The sequence below is a fragment of the Methanocaldococcus bathoardescens genome, assembly GCF_000739065.1.
GTDB lineage: Archaea > AGJL01 > Methanococci > Methanococcales > Methanocaldococcaceae > Methanocaldococcus > Methanocaldococcus bathoardescens.
In genome coordinates this window covers 800,980-819,476 of sequence record NZ_CP009149.1, presented here as the reverse complement: position 1 = coordinate 819,476, position 18,497 = coordinate 800,980, and the positions used below count along the sequence as shown (strand labels likewise).

Below are 18,497 nucleotides of genomic sequence, written 5' to 3'. Positions count from 1 at the left end.
TTATTAATATCTAAAAAATAATTTAAAATAGCGGATTTAAAAATTTTACTATGATTTATTCTTCTTGTTTTTCTTCAGTTTCTTCTTTATTTTCTTCTTCTGTTTTATTTTCTTCATTTAATTTCTTTTTAACTTTTTCTATGAGTTTTTTTATTTCTTCTGTAGGAATTTTTTTAAATTGTGAATCTTTAACTGTTATAACACAAACATCAACATTTTCAGGTTTTATATCTTCATTTGCTTTTGTTAGAGCAGTTATTGCCAACTCTAAACCTTCATCTAATGTTATATCCTCTCTATACTCTTTCTCTAAGAGTTCCATAACTACAGGTCTTCCACTACCTATTGCTGTTGCTTTATATTCAATTAAAGCCCCACTTGGGTCTGTTTCAAACAATCTTGCTTCATTTTTGTCTATTCCAGCAATTAATAATGAAACTCCAAACGGTCTAACTCCTCCATGTTGAGTATAAGCTTGTTTAATATCACAAATCTTTTTAGCTAACATTTCAATTGATATTTCCTCTCCGTATGTTAATCTGTAAATTTGAGCTTCCAATCTTGCTCTATCAATTAAAACTCTTGCATCAGCAACTAATCCAGATGTAGCAGCAGCAACGTGGTCGTCAATTTGGAATATCTTCTCTATTGACCTAATTTTTACGAGTTTGCTTGTTATCCTTCTATCAACCGCTAAGACAACACCATCTTTACAAGCAATACCTATCGCTGTTGTCCCTCTTCTTACAGCTTCTCTTGCATATTCCACTTGATACAATCTACCCTCTGGGCTAAATACTGTAATTGCTCTATCATAAGCACTTGGTGGCACCATTTGCATGCTTTCCCTCCAAAAATATAATAATCTAAATAAACATCAGCTTTGGATGTTTTTCAATTATTCATCTTATAATAAAATTAATTATATTATTTTTATTCTTTTTTATTCTTTTGTAGTTTATCAGTGGTTGTGTTAAGTATTGACATAACCATAAATTATATATATGAGATAAGTTATAATAATAAATCAGATAATGCGTGGTGATAAAAAATGAAGAAGGTAGTTATATCAGATGAAGCTAAGGAGTTCATCTTGGATAAGTTAAAGAAAGCTAACCAGGATACAGTAGTTATACACTTTGAAGGGTTTGGGTGAGGAGGACCTAAATTTGGAATTTCAATAGCTCAACCAAATGAAAATGACAAATTAATCTATGACAACGAATTTAAAATCTACATCGACCCTATAGCAGACCAATGGCTTGATGAAGTTAATATCTCATTAAGAAGGTCAATATTTGGAAAGTATCTTAAGATAAAAGGTAGCGGTGAGTGCTAACCGGGAACCCAATTTTGGGACCGGTTAGCTCTATTATTATTTATCTGTTTTTTCTGAAATAAATTAATTTATGGATAATTTTTTAAAAATTTTAAAAATTTATGTTTATTTTATTATTCTTGCATCTCCTATACAACCACCTTCTTTATTATTAAAGACAAATATTGGGTTTAAGTCCATTTCCTTAATCTCATTGTGAATGTCCATAAATACTCCAATCTTTATTAGAGTATCAGCAATAAAGTTAATATCTCTCTTAGGCCTTCCTCTAACACCTTCTAACACTCTATATGATTTTAATTCTTTTAACATATTAAGAGCAAAGTCCCTTGTTATTGGTGAAATGCCAAAGCTCACATCCTTTAAAACTTCAACAAACACTCCTCCCAATCCAACCATCACAACAGAGCCAAAAATATCATCTCTCTTAGCTCCAACTATAATTTCCATCTTATCTTTCTCAATGAACTCTTCAACTAACACTCCTTCTATAATTAAATCATCAATGCCCATTCTTTTTGCATATTCTTTGGCATTTTCAATTAATTTTTTAAATGCCTCTTTAGGATTTTTTGGATTTATTATAACTCCTCCTGCCTCTGTCTTATGTATTATTTGTGGTGAAACAATTTTCATTACACATTTTCCTAATTTTTTACAATATTCTAAAGCTTCATCTTCATTTTTAGCTAAATAGCCTTTAGGAACTGGAAATCCATAAATGCTCAATAATTTTTTAGCTTTATACTCGTTTGGATTTTGTAGCAATTCTTTAATAATATCTCTATTTTCTTCTGTGATTTTTAAGAACTCTTCTTTAATATTTTCTAAGTATTCATCATAATCTTCCTTAACTTTCATTAAGTTATATTTATAGAGATGAGATAGAGCTTTGACTCCATTTTCTGGTGTTATATAGGATGGAATTCCATTTTTCCTTAAATAACTTTTAGCTCCTTTAACTGAAACTCCTCCAACAAATGAAGTAATTAACGGTTTATTTTCAAATTCTTTATGGTAATTTTTAACTTCTATAATAGATTTAGCAACCTCTAACGGTTTTGTCATCTCTTGTGGTGTTAATATAACTAAAAGCCCTTTAACGTTGCTATCTTCAGCTAAAACTTCTATAACCTTTTTATATCTCTCTGGTGTGGCATCTCCAATAATATCTAACGGATTTGATATATTGGCAGTTTGAGGCAAAATTTCTTTAAGCTTTTCTATTGTTGATTGGCTAAAATTAGATAATCTCATGTTATAATCAACACAGCTATCAGCCGCTAAAACTCCAAATCCTCCAGCATTTGTTATAATCCCAATTTCATTTGAGCTTATTGTTGGCTGAGTTGAAAAGAGATGAATTAAATCAACTAACTCTTCAAACGTATATGCCCTAATTATCCCAGCTTCTTTAAACGCTGCCTCATAAATAGCATCCTCTCCAGCTAAAGAGCCTGTGTGGGATTTTGCTGCCTTCTTCCCCATTTCAGTTCTTCCAGATTTTAAAGCAATTATTGGCTTTTTCTTAGATAGCTTTTTAGCAACTTTTAAAAATCTCTTATCCTTTAATCCTTCTATGTATAAAACAACTATCTTAGTATCTTCATCATCTAAAAAATATTCCAATAAATCACTTTCCTGAATATCCGCTTTATTTCCAATACTAACAACCTTAGAGAAACCAATATTCAATAAAGGGGCGATATCTAATATGGCGTTTAAAACAGCTCCACTTTGTGAGATTATTGAAACTCCTCCTTTTGGTGGGAATATCTTTGCAAATGTAGCATTTAGGTTTATGTGAGTATTCATGATACCTAAACAATTAGGCCCTATAATTCTTATGTTGTATCTTTTTGCTATTTCTTTAACTTTATTTTCCAACTCATAATTTCCTACTTCTGAAAATCCAGCTGTAATAATTACAGCCCCTTTAACTCCTTTTTCTCCACATTCTTCTAATACTTTAGGAACAACAACGTTTGGAACAACTATAACAGCTAAATCTACATCATCTTCAATGTCTAAAACTGATTTATAGCATTTTATTCCAAATATCTCATCATATTTTGGATTTACAGGATATATTTTCCCATTAAAATCTTTTAAGTTTTTCATTAGTGCATAGCCAACCTTCCCTTCAGTTTTTGAAGCTCCTATAACAGCTATAGATTTTGGATAAAAAATATATTTTAAGCTCATAATCCCTCCCCCACATTTTTCAGAGAAAAATTTTTATACTCATTTTAACATTCCTAATTTAGATAATATCTATTTTGACATTTATATAACTCACCTCCTCAGCAATAACAATTATAGGGGGGTGAGATTGTATGAGATTAAAAGCTATAAAAATAACAAGTAGAGATGGGGAAACATTCTTTAAATGTCCAAGATGTGGAAAGATTTTCAGATACTCAAAAGATTATACAAGACATGTAAATAAAGCTCATGGACATCTTTTTAAGAAATAACTATTCTTTATATATGAGATTTCCATTCTCATCCTCAACTATTTTTGGATGTAACTTTAAAAAAGATTTTATTGCTGGTGGAATATTCCATTCAACACCATGAACAAGTTTATCCCAATTTTCAACAAATCTTCTTTTTCCTAAAACTTCATTCAATTTTCCTCTAAGTTTTTCAATGACAATTTTATCTTTACTAAAGTTTTTTATCCTATAAGCACCTCTTTTAGTTTTTGAATAAAAAATTTTATCCTCATCATAGTAATTTTTTGCTATCTCTAACAACTCTCTCCAAACCTCTTTAGGTCTCACATTATCACCCAAATGAAGTTATAGTTTTTTGCAAAACTTATTTAAATTAAAAAGGCATATTTGAAGCCCAATAGAGCTTCAGAGCTTCCTTATTCATTCCAAGATATTTTGCAAAAAACTATATAATTACTATTAAAGTTGTTGTAGGTGGTTATATGTACTTTTTGATTCAGCAGAGAAAGAAAGAAAGTGAAAAAAATTTGAAAGAAAAATTAAAAAGATATAGAAAAACATTGAGAGATAGTAGGATTAAAGAAAAGCTAAAAGAAATGCCATTAAACATGAATAAATACTTAACTGACGTTTATACAGGAGGAATTATTAAAAAATATCCGGAAGATTTTATTGTTGAAGAGATAACATCAGATGGAATTATTTTAGAAGTTGGAAAGAGTATAGAATTTAAAGATGAAGAAAACTGGAAGGGAAATTATATACACTTCACCTTGGAGAAAAGGAATTGGACAACTTTAGATGCTATTAGAGAGATAGCAAACAGAGTAGGAAAGCAGAGAAAACATTTTGGATTTGCTGGAAATAAAGATAAATATGCCATAACTACTCAAAGAGTTGGCTGTTTTAATGTAAAGTTAGAAGATTTAATGAAAGTTAAGATTAAAGGAATTACATTAAGGGATTTCCAAAAAACAAATAAAAAAATAAGATTGGGGGATTTGTGGGGGAATAGATTTACTATAAGAGTTAGGGAACCAGAACTTAAAGGAAAAGAATTGGAAGAAGCTTTAAATGAGTTATGTAAGCTAAAATATTTCCTAAATTATTATGGAGTTCAAAGATTTGGAACTACAAGACCAATAACTCACATTGTAGGGAGATTTATTATAGAGAGGGATTGGGAAGCGGCTTTCCATGCATATTGTGGAACTCCTTTACCTTATGATGATGAAAAATCAAAATTAGCAAGAGAATTGGTTGATGAAGAAAACTTTAAAGAAGCATATAAAAAATTCCCAAAGGCATTCTTTTATGAAAGGAGAATGATTAAAGCTTATATGGAAACTGGGAGCTATCAAAAGGCATTTATGATTCTTCCACCATACTTAAGATGCATGTTTATAAATGCCTATCAATCCTATTTATTCAATGAGATAATTAATAGAAGGTTTGAATATGGCTTTGAACCAATGGAAGGGGATATTTTAATTGATAATGTGCCAAGTGGAGCATTGTTTGGATATAAAACAAGATTCGCTGAAGGCATTCAAGGAGAAATTGAGAGAGAAATTTATGAGAGGGAAAATCTAAGTCCAAAAGATTTCAAGATTGGTGAGTTTGGCTCATTTATTGGAGATAGAAGGGCAATGATTGGAAAAATATACAATATGAAATATTGGATTGAAGATGATAGCTATGTTTTACAATTTTGTTTAAAAAAAGGAAATTATGCAACCTCTGTTTTGAGGGAGTTTATAGAAAAGAAGGATTAAAAATAAAATATAAACAATTATTTTTTAATTTTAATGAAATCACCTAATGTAAAGCCATCTTCATCTCCACTGCCATAATATGAACTTTCTTCCCCAACACTTTCAGTTAAAGTAATTTTTAACTCTTTCTCTAATATTTTAATTTCTCTTTCATTTGGTTCTAACTCATATCTTTCAAATTTTTGTAAAGTGGATGCTTTCATTTTAAGTTTTTTAGCAAGCTCTTCTATTGATAAACCTCTCTTTTCTCTTGCTTCTCTAATAACATCCCCATAATCTTCTCTTAACATTGGTAGAGTGTCAAATATATCTCTTCTTCTTTTCACAGGTTTTTTAACTTGTTTATTAGTAGTTATCCCACCTTTTCCTATTATTGTTGGTTTTTTACCTAATCTTGAATATGTTTTTGGACTTTTGCCAAATTTGGCGCATTCTTTACAGACATACATTTCAGAGCCTTCAATAATTACCTTATGAAGCTTATCTACAAGCTTTCCGCACAACTCACACATTTGCATATTACTATCCCTCAAAAATTTAATAACATTTATATACTTTGGATAACATTATTTTAGTATTGTTAAGTATAAATAACTAACTGGTGAAAATATGGAGAGAGAGAAGTTGATAAAAAAGCTTCTTCACACTCTACATCATACAGAAGAGCATTTTGAGGCAATAATAAACCAATTAAAAGAACTTGGCTTAGAAACTAAGGAATATGAAGAACTATACAATAAATTAAAAGAGCTAAATGAAAAGGTTAAAAAAGAGCTTTAATTTTATCCAAGAATTATTCCAGCAATATAACCACAAATTGTTGAAAATATAACTACCAAACCTAAATAAGTTAATGCCTTTGTCTTTCCTAAGACCTTTGAGATTGTTAAAACTGTAGGAATACTCAAGCTCGGCCCAGCTAACAATAAAGCCATTGCTGGCCCTACACCCATACCAAGCTCCATTAGAGCTTTTATAATTGGAACTTCTGTTAATGTAGCAAAATACATTAAAGCTCCAATAAATGAAGCTATGAAGTTGGCTGTTATGGAGTTCCCTCCAACGTAATTGGCTATATAACTTGGTGGGATGATTGCTTTAATAACTCCTGCTATAGCAACCCCAATAATCAGCAATGGAAATACAATTTTTAATAATACAAATGTTTCTCTAAGCCAGCTTTTTATTTCCTCTTTTTTAAACCAAGTTTTTGTTGTTATAACCAAGATAATACCAAGTATTATAAATAGTAAATGCTTTAATAAAAATCCACCATATAATGGCGTTGATAAAGTTGGAAACAGCTTAGGTGAAGCAGTAATTACAAGTAGCATAATAAACTGCAACCCAAAGAATGTTATTGTTTGATATAATGGCCTATCTGATATTTTATCAGCTTTTGGAACTCTTAAAGCTCTCCTCTTTTCCTCTTTTCTAAATATCATTTCCATAGATAAGCCAATAAATATGGAAACAATTATTGCAAACACTGCTCTTAAGAAACCAATATCCCATCCAAGTAATGCTGCTGAATAGAATATTGCCAAAACATTAATTGCTGGCCCTGAAAATAAAAATGTTGTTGCTGGTCCTATTCCTGCACCTCTTTTATATATGCTGGCAAATAATGGAAGGATAGTGCAAGAACAAACAGCTAATAAAGTTCCGCTAATAGCGGCTACAGTATAAGATATGTGTTTTGGTGTAGTTGAGCCGAAATATTTTATAATAAAGTTTTTGTTAATCATCGATGCAATACCTCCAGCCATTAAGAAAGCAGTTAATAATGCTAAAACTCTATTTACATTTAAATAATCAATAATTGTGTTTATCATAACGTTAATTATGTACAATACAAAAGATACAGCATCCATTTTTATCCCCTCCTAATTTTCTTATAGATTGTCTTTTATCTTCTTATTCTTCTCCTCCCTCTCATAGAACTAATATCGTAAGTCATTTTTTCCCCACAATCTGGACAGTTTGGAATTTCTACTTCTGAAGCCATGCATGGGCAGACATCTGCAGTAAATCTCATTCTTTTCCCACAATTTGGGCAAATTAGGTTCCAAACTATCATTATCTCACCATTAATTTATAAATTTGAGTTAATTAATTAAAATATTTATAAAAATAAAAATTTAGATGGAAAGTTATTCTTTTTTATCTCCACAAGTGCAAACAACTTCTACTTCTCCTCTCCTAATTAATTTGTGAGTTCCAAAGACAATTGGAATCTCTAACTCTTCCATTAATTTCTTACAAATTTCATCAAAGTTTATGTATGGACACTCTGGCTGTAAGAAAGTGCAGTTTGCTATATGCACAGCTTCAGCTCCAGCAGCATTTTTTAACAACTTAACTCTTGTTGGAAATCTTTTTCCTGGACATCCTCCACAGGTTGTAAATGCAACCAACTCAACATCTTTATACCTTTCAAAAGCCCCACTCTTCTCATTTATTGCTTTAAAACAAGATACGCATGCTTCTTTTCCTGGACATCCCATTTCAACCATTTTTTGACATGCTATAATTGCAACTTTCATTATTTCTCCTCCAAATAACTTTTTAACTCTTCCTTAATTTCTTCAACAGATGGAATTTTTCCTTCAAAAACAACTACATCATCAAATGCAACCCCTGGGGCTACAAAAATCCACTCTGCTATTTCATTTATATCAGTTACTTTAACAATCTCAGCATCTATGCCAAGTTCTTCAACAGCCTTTTTAACATTCTCATAAGTTTGATTACATTTTGGACAGCCAGTTCCGAATACTCTTATCACAACCATTAACTATCACCAAAATAGATATGAAATTAAAGTAATATTTATAATTTTCGATTAATTGATGTATTTTAATATTTTTAAAAAGTATTTAAGTATTTAAATTTTAAGTTTTATTCCCTTCTTACAATTAAAACTGGTTTGTCTGATTTTTTAATTACATTTTCAGTAACTGAACCAAGCAAGATGTCTTTTAAGTTGGTTTTTCCATGAGAACCAATTATGATTACATCAACATTTTCTTCTTCTGCAATTTCAACAATTTTTTCATGAGGACTTCCTACAGTAACAATGTCTTTAACTTTAAATCCAACATCTTCAAGTTCTTTTTTAATTTTTTTCATTTTGTCTTTTGCTTTCTCACTAAGTTTCTTTTTTAATTCATTTTCAAACTCTTCTATTGATTTGTTTAATCCAGCAACCCCCAATAGTAGAGAGAATATATCCTTCTTTTTAATATCATTCTCATCTACAATATGCAGTAAAATAACCTCCTCCCCCCCAAGGTTTTTAAATGCTTTGACATGTTTTAATACCATTTCAGCTACTTCAGAAAAGTCTGTAGGGTAAAGAATTTTTTTATACATCACTTCTCACCCAAATTTGATTGAAATATCTTTTCGCATAATAAAATTTATCTTAATTATTTATTAACGTTTTGTTGTTTATGGGAATTTGCAAATACATCTACACAATTCAGCTAAAAACAAATCCATTGGGGAAATTTTATCCTTTTTTGAGTGAATAGTTAAACCTTTAACGTTTAACAATACTTCAAATGCATCATAAAATGCATCATAAAAAATTTATAAGAATTTAAAAAAGGATTATTAAATTAAATTGTGATTTTTTAGAGTTTCCTTAGCCTTTACTAAAATTTTGTGCTTTTTAATAATATTTTGTATGTATTCTTTTTCTGGAAACTCTAAGGCATCTACTGGACAGAGTGTTTTACATGTTGTGCATGCAACAACACAATTGTAAGGTCTTGCTACAACAGGTTTTTTCTTTTCTTCATCCCAGTCAAACACAATCCTATTTGCACAAGTTATAAAACACACCCCACAACCAATACACTTATCATAATTTATTTTAGGATACCACTCTATTTCTTTCCTATCAACCCCCCACCATGGCTTAAAACTCCAATCTTTTATAACTCTACCTAATGCATCTTTCCCAATTACTGGAAGTTCATCATTCAAAATTCCACCTCTTTTGCTTGATAAAACTCTACACCAATAATCTTACTTGTAATTGTTATATTTATACTTTTTGATTAATTGATGTATTTTAATACTTTTAAAAAAGATTTAAATATTTAAATAAAATTTATTCCTTCCAATATTGCCTCTTTATGTATGTTGAGGGCTTTTTGCTTTTTACAATCCCCTCTAAAAAGTTTTATCTTTCCAGCGACACATGGATATCTTTGAATTAGCATTGCTGATTTTTTGCTAAACTCTTCAATATCATTAATTTCCATCCCTTTCATCAGCTTAGCCATGAATAAGGTAGAGCCACATATAGAGGTTCTTAAAACTTCTACATTTTCAACCTTGTTATCTTTAACATAAACTTTAACTTTTGGAGTTCCAAATTCCTCTAAAAATTCTTTTAATTTTGGATATTTATCTATCAAATTTCCAATTTCTTTTTCATCCAACAAACACATCTCCTCTGGGCATATTGCATCAAATTTTTTTAGCTCTCTCTTCTCTCCTTCTCCACTCCATGTGGTAACAATTATAGCTATATCTTTATTTAATTTCCTTGCCTTATAGCAAAGATAATAAGTGTTATCTGGATGTTGGGTATAAAGCAATAAAATATCTGTCTCTTTAATCTTCTCTAATAACTCTTTTGGAAACTCTATATCATCAACTATCAAATCATCTGGCTTATCAATTTTATAGATTCCAATGAATTTATTTTTCTTTCCAAATGAATTTACTGTCCCCTTAATTCTATAACCATAAACTCCATCAGTTACTACCAATATCTTTGCCATAATCTCCTCTTTTTTTGTTTTTACTATCTCTTTTTGGAAGGAAATAATAAATTATTGCTCCAATATCCCTAAAAACCAAACAACTAATAACCATAAGATTTTTTCAAGAGTGTCTAAATCATCTCTCCTCAATATGTCTATAAGAACGATTATAAAGATTATAATACTAATAACAAAAAATAATCTCATAAAGAAAAATCCAAAAATTGGAAATCCCATCATTCCAAAGCCTATTGGCATAAACCACATAAAAATCCTTCGTTTATTCAAAAATAACATTTTTTTCAATCTCACAACTTAAAGAGTTACTAATTAAACATTTTTTAGAGTCATTTAAAATTAACTCTTTTAATTTTTCTTTATCCATGTCTTTATTAGTTTTTACATGAATATTTATGGTTATTTTCTTTATCTTTCCATTTTCAAAGTCCTTCTCAACTTTTCCATCAACTTTTATCTCTGCATTTATATTACTGCTTTTTAATGTATTGCCAACAGCTATGCAGATACATCCACACAACCCTGCTAAAAATAAATCCATTGGAGATATTTTTTCTTTTACAGCCCCTTTTCCTCCCCTTGAATGAATTTTTAAACCTTTAATATTTAACAATACTTCAAACATATCACAAAACTCAGCGGAAATTTCCTTTTTCTCATCTTTATTTACAATTATATCAACTATCTTTGCTATAAACTCTTTTCTTTCGTTTTCAGGAATTTTATCTAAAAACTTTTCCAAAGCTAAGGGCATCATCTTCGGCATCATCTTTGGAGCCATTTCTTTGGCAATATCTGAGTTCATCATTTCAATAATTATTTCTGGATTCATAATCCCACCTTATTATTTTCCACCTATGAGTGAAAATATATCAGGTAATATTTATACCTTTCGATTAATTAATACATTTTAATATTTTTTAAAAAAATTTAAATATATAGATAAAATATTAAAATAAAATAAAGAGTTAAATCCTTCATTTTTCATCATTAATATTTTGTTTTTTACACATTAGGTATTTTTCCACAGATAAACCTCTAAAAAAACACTCTCTCGCTTCATCATATCTTCCCAAAATTCTCAGAGCCAAAGCTTTATTAAACCATGCATCTCTATAAAGTGGATTTAATTCAATGGCTTTATTAAAGTATTCTAAAGCCTTTTCTACATCTCCTTTATTTCCAACTCCCACACCTTTTTTATAATAATACTCTGCCTTTTTAATATTTTCATCCATATTAACACCTTAAAAATTAAAAATAAAAATTTTGAATTATTCTGCCTTTTCAATAAACTTCTCATGTAATTTTCTTACACAGTTCAATAAATCCTTTTCATCAATAACAAAGGATATATTTACCTCAGAAGAACCTTGAGCTATCATCTTTATATTTGCTCCACTCTCAGATACTACTGTAAATATCTTCCCAGCTATGCCTTTAGCTCCTTTCATTCCAGCCCCTACAACTGAAACAACACACACATCTCTATCAACACTTACATCTCTAATTAAATTGTTGTTTAAAAAGCTCTTCTTTCCAAAATCACCAAACTCTCTTTTTAATGCATTTAATGCTTTATCAACATCTTCTTCACTAACAACGAGTGAAATATTTGTTTCAGAGGAACCTTGGCTTATTAAGATTACATTAACATCCTCTTCTCCCAATGCTTTAAATATTCTTGCTGCTGTTCCACTAACTCCAACCATTCCAGCTCCAAATATGTTTATTAAAGCTACATTTTTTATTGTAGATATTGCTTTAACAATGCTATCGCTCATTTCCATATCGTTGGTTATTAAAGTTCCTTCATTTTCTGGCTCAAATGTATTCTTTACCAATATTGGAATGCCTTTTTCCATCGCTGGTTCTATAGTCCTTGGATGTAAAACTTTAGCTCCAAAGTAAGCTAATTCCATAGCCTCTATATAGCTCAATTTTGGGATTCTTCTTGCTGTTGGCACTAACCTTGGGTCTGTTGTATAAACTCCACAAACATCAGTCCATATCTCGATAATATTTGCATCTAACCCATAACCAATTAAAGCGGCTGAGTAATCACTCCCTCCTCTACCTAAGGTTGTTATATAGCCCTCTTCAGTAGTCCCTATAAATCCTGTAACTACTGGAATAATTCCTTCTTTTAATAATGGCATTAACCTCTCTTTAACTTCTAATCTTTTAACTCTTGCACTACCAAAGTTGTTGTCTGTTATAATTCCTGCTTCTCCTCCTTCTAAGGCAATAGATTTTTCTCCTAAATCTCTAATGGCTCCACTTAATATTGGGGAAGACAATCTTTCTCCAAATGATAAAATATAGTCTCTTGATTTTGGTGTTAGCTCTCCTAAATAAGCAACACCAATTAAAACTTTTTCTAATTCTTCAATTCTGCTATCAATTATTTTTTTAACTTCTTCTTTAATTTCTTCAGATTTTATAGCTTCTTCTATAGCTTTATAGTGTTTCTCTTTGATAAATTTTATAAAATCTCCTACTTTTGCTATATCTCTAACATCCAATGCCTGCTGAGAAATATCTACTAAAGCATTTGTTACTTCACTCATCGCTGAAACAACTACAACTACATCATCCTCTTTTTTCTTATTCACTACTATCTTTGCAACATGCCTAATTCTTTCCCCAGAACCTACAGAAGTTCCTCCAAACTTCATTACAGTTACCATGATTTACACCGAAATTTATTTGTGATTGATAAAAGTAATCACACAAAAAATTTTAAATCAAATATTTAAAATTTTTCTTTCCTTAGATGGGTGTGTTTATAGTGTTTTTCAAAATTAACTATAATTTCTAAGGTATGAGTATAAAAGCCAATGGCTTTTATAAGTGCCTTTTTCTACAAAAAGTTTTGAAAAACACTATATATTTAATATTTAAGATATCTCTCTATTTAATTTAAATTTTTTAGTTTTTAATCTAAGATAAGGTAAATTTATGATATATTGCCACATAATAATGTTATTTGAATATTCAAACTAAATAATAAATACTATCTCAAAAAGCTACATTAAAATACTTCACATATAATTTTTATTAAGCTGATTATCTTATTATTAAAACTGAGTAATAAAATACTTCTGGTGATAAGATGCCAACAATAAATGTAAAAAAAGCTGATTTAGAGAGATTGGTAAATATGCCCTTAGAGGATGAGTTTATTGAAGAGAAATTTCCAATGATGGGTGTTGAGGTTGAGGGAATCTTTGAAGAAGATGGAGAAAAAATTATTCAGTTCTCAATAAATCCAAATAGGCCAGATTATTTAAGTGCTGAAGGTTTAGCAAGAGGTTTTAGAGGAATTATTGGGATAGAAACAGGATTAAAAAAATATGATATTGAGAGTTCAGATGTAAAGCTATATGTTGAAAATGTTGAAACAAGACCTTATATAGCAATGGCTTTAGTTAAAGGGGTTATTGTTGATGATTATGTTTTAGAGAGCATAATTAACCTTCAAGAGAAATTACACTGGGTTATGGGAAGAGATAGGAAGAAAGTTGCTATAGGAATTCATGATGTTGATAAGGTTAAGCCCCCATTCTACTACAAAGAAGTTAGTGGGGATGAGATTAAGTTTGTTCCATTGAATGCTGAAGAAGAGATGACACCAAAAGAGATTTTAGAAAAACATGAGAAAGGGATAAAATATGCTCATTTAATTAAAGATGATAAGTTCCCAATTATTTTAGATAGTGAAGGTAATGTTTTATCAATGCCACCAATAATTAATGGGGAATTAACAAGAGTTACAACTGAAACAAGGAATTTATTGATTGATGTTACTGGAACTGATAAATATGCAGTAGAAAAAACTCTAAATATTATTGTTACTGCATTAGCAGAGAGAAAATATGGAAAAATACATGCTGTTGAAGTAATTAAAGATAATCAAAGCACTATATATCCAGATTTAAAAGAAGATGTTTTAGAAACAACCCCAGATTATATAAACAAAGTTTTAGGAACAAACTTAACCCCCGGGGCTATAATAAATTACTTAAGAAGATGTAGATTAGATGCTCAATTTGTAGATAACAAAATAAAGGTTTTCATTCCAGCTTACAGAGTTGATGTATTTGGAGAGATTGACATTGCTGAAGAGGTAGCTATTGCTTACGGCTATAATAAATTCTCTGGAGAGTATCCAATTATTGGAACTATTGGAGAACTCAACCAATTAGAAAAGAAGTGTGATTTTATAAGAGAAATTATGGTTGGATTTGGGTTCTACGAAGTTATAAACTTAATGCTTTCAAATGATGAGGTTTTATTTAAAAAGATGAGAATTGAAGATAACAACTATATAGAAGTTTTAAAACCAGCATCAATTGAACACAGAATAGTTAGAAAAAGCATTCTACCATTATTAATGGAAACTTTGAGGATAAATAAACATAAAGAGTTGCCACAAAAAATATTTGAGATTGGAGATTGTGTTGTTATTGATGAAAATGTTGAAACAAAATCAAGAGTTGTTAAAAAAATAGCTGGAGTTATTGTAGATAATGAAACAAACTTTAATGAGATAAAGAGCTACGTTGAGGGATTGTTAAGAGAACTTAAAATTGAGTATGAGCTTGATAATTTTGAACATCCATCATTTATTAAAGGAAGGTGTGCTAAAATAATAAAAGATGGCAAAATTATTGGCTACTTTGGAGAGATTCACCCAGAGGTTATTACAAACTTTGAATTAGAGTTCCCAGTTGTTGGGTTTGAATTAGAGATTGAATAACCATACATCTCTTTAAATTTTATAAACTCTAAAAAACATAAAATAAGTAAAATATTTAATTTTGTGGTGTTTGTTATGGCAGTGGCATATAGTAAATTATACGAACTTATTAAAAATGTTAAGGATGAAAAAGAAGCTGAAGAACTCTGCAAAATAATAGAAGAATTCTTTGAAAAACAGTGCAAAGAGAATGTATCTAAAAAATTTGAAGAACAAAAACCAGTTTTAAAGTTAGAACTTAAAGAAGAGTTGAGAAAAGAATTGGCAACAAAAGAAGATTTGGAATTAATTGGAGAAAAAATTTTAAGATATGTTGATAATAAAATTAACCAAGTTAATGAAAAAATCAATCAATTGGATAAAAAGATTGGTGAGGAATTTTATCAATTGGATAAAAAAGTTGATACTTTGAAAAGAGATATTATAATTGTCGCACTTATAATAATATTGGCTAATTATGCTCCAAGCATCATTGGAAAAATTCTATCCTTTTTAAAATAAGCTTTTTAAGTGAAAATATGCTTAAAAGACTACTATATAAAATTGAAAAGTTGAGAACTGGGGAATTAGAAGGATTTGAAATTTTAAAAGAGCATATACAAAGCTTAGACGAGTTTCAATATCAGGACATAATCAATAGATTAAAGTTTCAAATTGAAATTGTTGAAAAATACAAACCAAAGGTTAGACCAGCAATAGACCCTGTAGTTTCTACAGAACTTGGAATTTATAGAAGATTGGATGATTTTGAAATAGGAAAGCTTTTAGATTACCCAGATTGTTGCATAAAATCTTTTGTTGAGGATGTAAGAATAGCTATAGATAGAGAACATTTAAAAGAAGTTGAAGAAATGAGGGAAGAGCTAAAAAGTAAAGGTATTTATGCCATTGTTTTACCTTCTGGTTTTATACCTTGCAGTCTGAAATGTGAAGAGGCAATAAAAAGAGGATATATTGGATATTTAAATAAAGAAGAGTTTGATAAAATATTAGAGCTTGAGAAAGAATTAAAGGAAAAAATTAGACATTGGCACTTTGGATATGATGAATATTATGAGAAAATAATCCTTTAATTTTCTTTTTTAGATTAATGATACAATATTTTGTTGGTGTTAAGGCATGTATATTATAATAGCTGGAATTGGTAGGATTGGTTATACTCTGGCTAAATCTCTATCTGAGAAAGGACATGACATTGTTTTGATTGATATAGATAAAGAAGTCTGCAAAAAAGCATCTGCAGAGATTGATGCTTTAGTGATAAATGGGGATTGCACAAAAACAAAAACATTAGAAGAAGCAGGAATAGAAGATGCAGATATGTATATAGCAGTTACTGGAAAAGAAGAAGTTAATTTAATGAGTTCATTATTAGCAAAGAGTTATGGAATTAATAAAACCATTGCAAGAATTTCTGAAATAGAATATAAAGATGTTTTTGAACGCTTAGGAGTTGATGTGGTTATATCCCCTGAATTGATAGCCGCTAACTACATAGAAAAATTAATAGAAAGACCAGGAATTTTAGATTTAACTGTTGTTGGTAGAGGAGAAGCTGAGATTTTAGAATTCATAATTCCAGAAAAATCTAAAGTAATTAATAAAAAGATAAAAGAGCTTGGAAGGCCGAGAGATTATTTAATAATAGCAGTTTATGATGGGGATGAGCTAAAAATCCCAAGTGGAGATACTGAATTAAAAGCTGGAGATAGAGTTTTAGTTTTAGTTAAAAAAGATGCCGCTGATGCTATAAGAAAGATGTTTTTAGAAGAATAAATTAAAAATAGTTTAAGGATGGAATATTATGAAAATTAAAGTACCATAGGGGCTACGCCCCTATTGGTATACCCCGGGATGCACTGCCTCGCTTCGCTCGGCAGTGCCTCTTAAAAATAGAGAAAGCATGGTTTAAGGAGGGAACATTATGAAAATTAAAGTAAAAGCCCCTTGCACATCTGCTAATTTAGGAGTAGGCTTTGATGTGTTTGGATTATGTCTAAAAGAACCCTATGATATAGTTGAAGTTGAAACAATAGATGATAAAGAAATTATTATTGAAGTAGATGACAAAAATATCCCTACAGACCCAGATAAAAATGTTGCTGGAATTGTAGCAAAAAAGATGCTAAATGATTTTAATATTGATAAGGGAATTAAAATTAAAATAAAAAAGGGAGTTAAAGCAGGTAGTGGATTAGGAAGCTCTGCCGCTTCGTCAGCAGGAACTGCTTATGCTATAAATGAGCTATTTAAACTAAATTTAGATAAATTAAAGTTGGTAGATTATGCTTCTTATGGTGAGCTTGCCTCTTCCGGGGCTAAACATGCCGATAATGTAGCTCCAGCTATATTTGGAGATTTTACAATGGTAACAAACTATGAGCCATTAGAAGTTTTTCATATACCAATAGATTTCAAGCTTGATATTTTAATTGCTACACCTGACATTTCAATAAATACAAAAGAAGCAAGGGAAATACTGCCAAAAGATGTTAGCTTAAAAGATTTAGTAAATAATGTTGGAAAAGCTTGTGGAATGGTTTATGCCCTTTATAATAAAGATAAATCATTGTTTGGAAAATACATGATGGCCGATAAAATCATAGAGCCAGTTAGGGGAAAACTCATCCCAGATTATTTCAAAGTTAAAGAAGAAGTTAAAGATAAAGTTTATGGCATTACAATAAGCGGTTCTGGCCCTTCAATCATTGCATTTCCAAAAGAAGAGTTTATTGATGAGGTTGAAGATATTTTGAAAGATTACTATGAAAATACAATAAGAACAGAGGTTGGTAAAGGAGTTGAGGTAATTTAATTATTTTCCTTTGTAAATTCCTTCATAAACTCCTCTAACATCCCTACACTCAACAAAAACAATTTGAGCTATTCTTGCATATTTGTAGATGGTTATAGGGTTAAAAACTTGCATTAGATATTCTGGTCTTCCTTCATAACCAGGGTCGTGAACTGCAGAGTATAAAGTAGCTCCCATTCTCAATAAAGAGCTCCTTGGATATGCAAAACCAGCAACATTTTCTGGGATTTTTATATAATCAGCTACCTTTACAATATAAACTCCTCTATCTAATTTTATGCATTCATCTTTTTCAGAGTTGAATATCTCAATATAGTTTGGAAGCTTCCTTTTTTTATTTGAAAAATCAATAATTCCTTCTCCTTCTATTTTAAATATCTTCCAAACTCTTAAATCTATTCCACATTGTTGGATTTGCTCATCTTCTAAATTATCAAAAAAGTTTTTTGAAGTGTTAGCTCCAATAATCATTAATTTCACCACCATAGGGCTCTGCCCTATTGGTATACCCGGGATGCATTAAGAAGGGGCTTACAGCCCCTTTTAAT

General features: G+C 30.0%; 25 protein-coding genes. 9 read left to right on the top strand and 16 right to left on the bottom strand.

What is annotated here, in order from left to right:
* Positions 1-55: 55 nt before the first annotated feature.
* Positions 56-841: an archaeal proteasome endopeptidase complex subunit alpha gene (gene psmA, locus JH146_RS04160; RefSeq protein ID WP_048201821.1), complete on the bottom strand. Its 786-nt coding sequence runs from the start codon at positions 839-841 to the stop codon at positions 56-58.
* Between the two features lie 210 nt (positions 842-1,051).
* Here psmA and JH146_RS04155 point away from each other — a divergent pair, with 210 nt between their 5' ends.
* Positions 1,052-1,339, top strand: coding sequence for a HesB-like protein (locus tag JH146_RS04155; RefSeq protein ID WP_081874466.1), 288 nt, complete (start codon positions 1,052-1,054; stop codon positions 1,337-1,339).
* A gap of 105 nt (positions 1,340-1,444) precedes the next feature.
* On the opposite strand, the gene acs is transcribed toward JH146_RS04155, so the two are convergent.
* Positions 1,445-3,544, bottom strand: a complete 2,100-nt coding sequence (acs, locus tag JH146_RS04150) for an acetate--CoA ligase alpha subunit (protein ID WP_048201820.1) — start codon at positions 3,542-3,544, stop codon at positions 1,445-1,447.
* A 131-nt stretch (positions 3,545-3,675) separates the two neighbouring features.
* Here acs and JH146_RS04145 point away from each other — a divergent pair, with 131 nt between their 5' ends.
* A complete protein-coding gene (locus tag JH146_RS04145; RefSeq protein ID WP_048201819.1) occupies positions 3,676-3,816 on the top strand; it encodes a C2H2-type zinc finger protein in 141 nt (46 codons plus the stop codon).
* On the opposite strand, the gene JH146_RS04140 is transcribed toward JH146_RS04145, so the two are convergent.
* Positions 3,817-4,125 carry a hypothetical protein gene (locus JH146_RS04140; RefSeq protein WP_048201818.1) on the bottom strand — a complete coding sequence of 103 codons (309 nt, stop codon included), beginning with the start codon at positions 4,123-4,125 and terminating at the stop codon, positions 3,817-3,819.
* Positions 4,126-4,280: 155 nt separating this feature from the next.
* Here JH146_RS04140 and truD point away from each other — a divergent pair, with 155 nt between their 5' ends.
* Complete coding sequence (gene truD / locus JH146_RS04135) at positions 4,281-5,573, top strand: tRNA pseudouridine(13) synthase TruD (RefSeq protein WP_048201817.1); 1,293 nt, start codon at positions 4,281-4,283, stop codon at positions 5,571-5,573.
* 17 nt (positions 5,574-5,590) lie between these two features.
* Here the strand turns inward: truD and JH146_RS04130 are convergent, their stop codons facing one another.
* The gene (locus JH146_RS04130; protein ID WP_048201816.1) at positions 5,591-6,091 is read right to left on the bottom strand and encodes a multiprotein bridging factor aMBF1; all 501 of its coding nucleotides are present in this window, start codon (positions 6,089-6,091) and stop codon (positions 5,591-5,593) included.
* Between the two features lie 91 nt (positions 6,092-6,182).
* Between JH146_RS04130 and JH146_RS08705 the strand changes: the two genes are divergently transcribed.
* Positions 6,183-6,353, top strand: a complete 171-nt coding sequence (locus JH146_RS08705; protein ID WP_173400816.1) for a hypothetical protein — start codon at positions 6,183-6,185, stop codon at positions 6,351-6,353.
* Between the two features lie 2 nt (positions 6,354-6,355).
* On the opposite strand, the gene JH146_RS04125 is transcribed toward JH146_RS08705, so the two are convergent.
* The 11 genes from JH146_RS04125 to JH146_RS04080 all read right to left on the bottom strand — a co-directional run bounded on the left by JH146_RS04125 (position 6,356) and on the right by JH146_RS04080 (position 13,062).
* Positions 6,356-7,447 (bottom strand): permease, encoded by a 1,092-nt coding sequence (locus tag JH146_RS04125; protein ID WP_048201815.1) that lies wholly within the window; start codon positions 7,445-7,447, stop codon positions 6,356-6,358.
* A 35-nt stretch (positions 7,448-7,482) separates the two neighbouring features.
* A complete protein-coding gene (locus JH146_RS08680) occupies positions 7,483-7,653 on the bottom strand; it encodes a zinc ribbon-containing protein (RefSeq protein WP_161754777.1) in 171 nt (56 codons plus the stop codon).
* Between the two features lie 73 nt (positions 7,654-7,726).
* Positions 7,727-8,119 carry a CGGC domain-containing protein gene (locus JH146_RS04120; protein WP_048201814.1) on the bottom strand — a complete coding sequence of 131 codons (393 nt, stop codon included), beginning with the start codon at positions 8,117-8,119 and terminating at the stop codon, positions 7,727-7,729.
* The gene (locus JH146_RS04115; protein ID WP_048201813.1) at positions 8,119-8,367 is read right to left on the bottom strand and encodes an MTH895/ArsE family thioredoxin-like protein; all 249 of its coding nucleotides are present in this window, start codon (positions 8,365-8,367) and stop codon (positions 8,119-8,121) included. Before JH146_RS04115 ends, JH146_RS04120 begins: the two co-directional genes overlap by 1 nt.
* 107 nt (positions 8,368-8,474) lie before the next feature.
* Positions 8,475-8,948, bottom strand: coding sequence for a universal stress protein (locus tag JH146_RS04110; RefSeq protein ID WP_048201812.1), 474 nt, complete (start codon positions 8,946-8,948; stop codon positions 8,475-8,477).
* Between the two features lie 243 nt (positions 8,949-9,191).
* Entirely contained in the window at positions 9,192-9,566 is a 375-nt protein-coding gene (locus tag JH146_RS04105) for a 4Fe-4S dicluster domain-containing protein (RefSeq protein ID WP_052352075.1), read from the bottom strand.
* Positions 9,567-9,682: 116 nt separating this feature from the next.
* Complete coding sequence (locus JH146_RS04100; protein ID WP_048201811.1) at positions 9,683-10,372, bottom strand: DUF166 domain-containing protein; 690 nt, start codon at positions 10,370-10,372, stop codon at positions 9,683-9,685.
* A 51-nt stretch (positions 10,373-10,423) separates the two neighbouring features.
* Positions 10,424-10,621, bottom strand: coding sequence for a hypothetical protein (locus tag JH146_RS04095; RefSeq protein ID WP_236953644.1), 198 nt, complete (start codon positions 10,619-10,621; stop codon positions 10,424-10,426).
* A 13-nt stretch (positions 10,622-10,634) separates the two neighbouring features.
* A complete protein-coding gene (locus JH146_RS04090; protein ID WP_048201810.1) occupies positions 10,635-11,204 on the bottom strand; it encodes an OsmC family protein in 570 nt (189 codons plus the stop codon).
* Positions 11,205-11,349: 145 nt separating this feature from the next.
* Positions 11,350-11,610 (bottom strand): tetratricopeptide repeat protein, encoded by a 261-nt coding sequence (locus JH146_RS04085; RefSeq protein WP_048201809.1) that lies wholly within the window; start codon positions 11,608-11,610, stop codon positions 11,350-11,352.
* Positions 11,611-11,646: 36 nt separating this feature from the next.
* Complete coding sequence (locus JH146_RS04080; protein WP_048201808.1) at positions 11,647-13,062, bottom strand: aspartate kinase; 1,416 nt, start codon at positions 13,060-13,062, stop codon at positions 11,647-11,649.
* 425 nt (positions 13,063-13,487) lie between these two features.
* On the opposite strand from JH146_RS04080, the gene pheT reads away from it, so the two are divergent.
* The 5 genes from pheT (at position 13,488) to JH146_RS04055 (ending at position 17,949) form a co-directional block, all read left to right on the top strand.
* Positions 13,488-15,134 carry a phenylalanine--tRNA ligase subunit beta gene (pheT, locus tag JH146_RS04075; protein WP_048201807.1) on the top strand — a complete coding sequence of 549 codons (1,647 nt, stop codon included), beginning with the start codon at positions 13,488-13,490 and terminating at the stop codon, positions 15,132-15,134.
* 75 nt (positions 15,135-15,209) lie between these two features.
* Positions 15,210-15,635 carry a hypothetical protein gene (locus JH146_RS04070; protein WP_048201806.1) on the top strand — a complete coding sequence of 142 codons (426 nt, stop codon included), beginning with the start codon at positions 15,210-15,212 and terminating at the stop codon, positions 15,633-15,635.
* A 17-nt stretch (positions 15,636-15,652) separates the two neighbouring features.
* Positions 15,653-16,207 (top strand): DUF483 domain-containing protein, encoded by a 555-nt coding sequence (locus tag JH146_RS04065; RefSeq protein WP_048201805.1) that lies wholly within the window; start codon positions 15,653-15,655, stop codon positions 16,205-16,207.
* A gap of 46 nt (positions 16,208-16,253) precedes the next feature.
* Positions 16,254-16,910: a potassium channel family protein gene (locus JH146_RS04060; RefSeq protein ID WP_048201804.1), complete on the top strand. Its 657-nt coding sequence runs from the start codon at positions 16,254-16,256 to the stop codon at positions 16,908-16,910.
* A 148-nt stretch (positions 16,911-17,058) separates the two neighbouring features.
* Positions 17,059-17,949, top strand: coding sequence for a homoserine kinase (locus JH146_RS04055; protein ID WP_173400815.1), 891 nt, complete (start codon positions 17,059-17,061; stop codon positions 17,947-17,949).
* Here the strand turns inward: JH146_RS04055 and JH146_RS04050 are convergent, their stop codons facing one another.
* Positions 17,950-18,420 (bottom strand): deoxyuridine 5'-triphosphate nucleotidohydrolase, encoded by a 471-nt coding sequence (locus JH146_RS04050; protein ID WP_048201803.1) that lies wholly within the window; start codon positions 18,418-18,420, stop codon positions 17,950-17,952.
* Positions 18,421-18,497 lie beyond the last annotated feature (77 nt).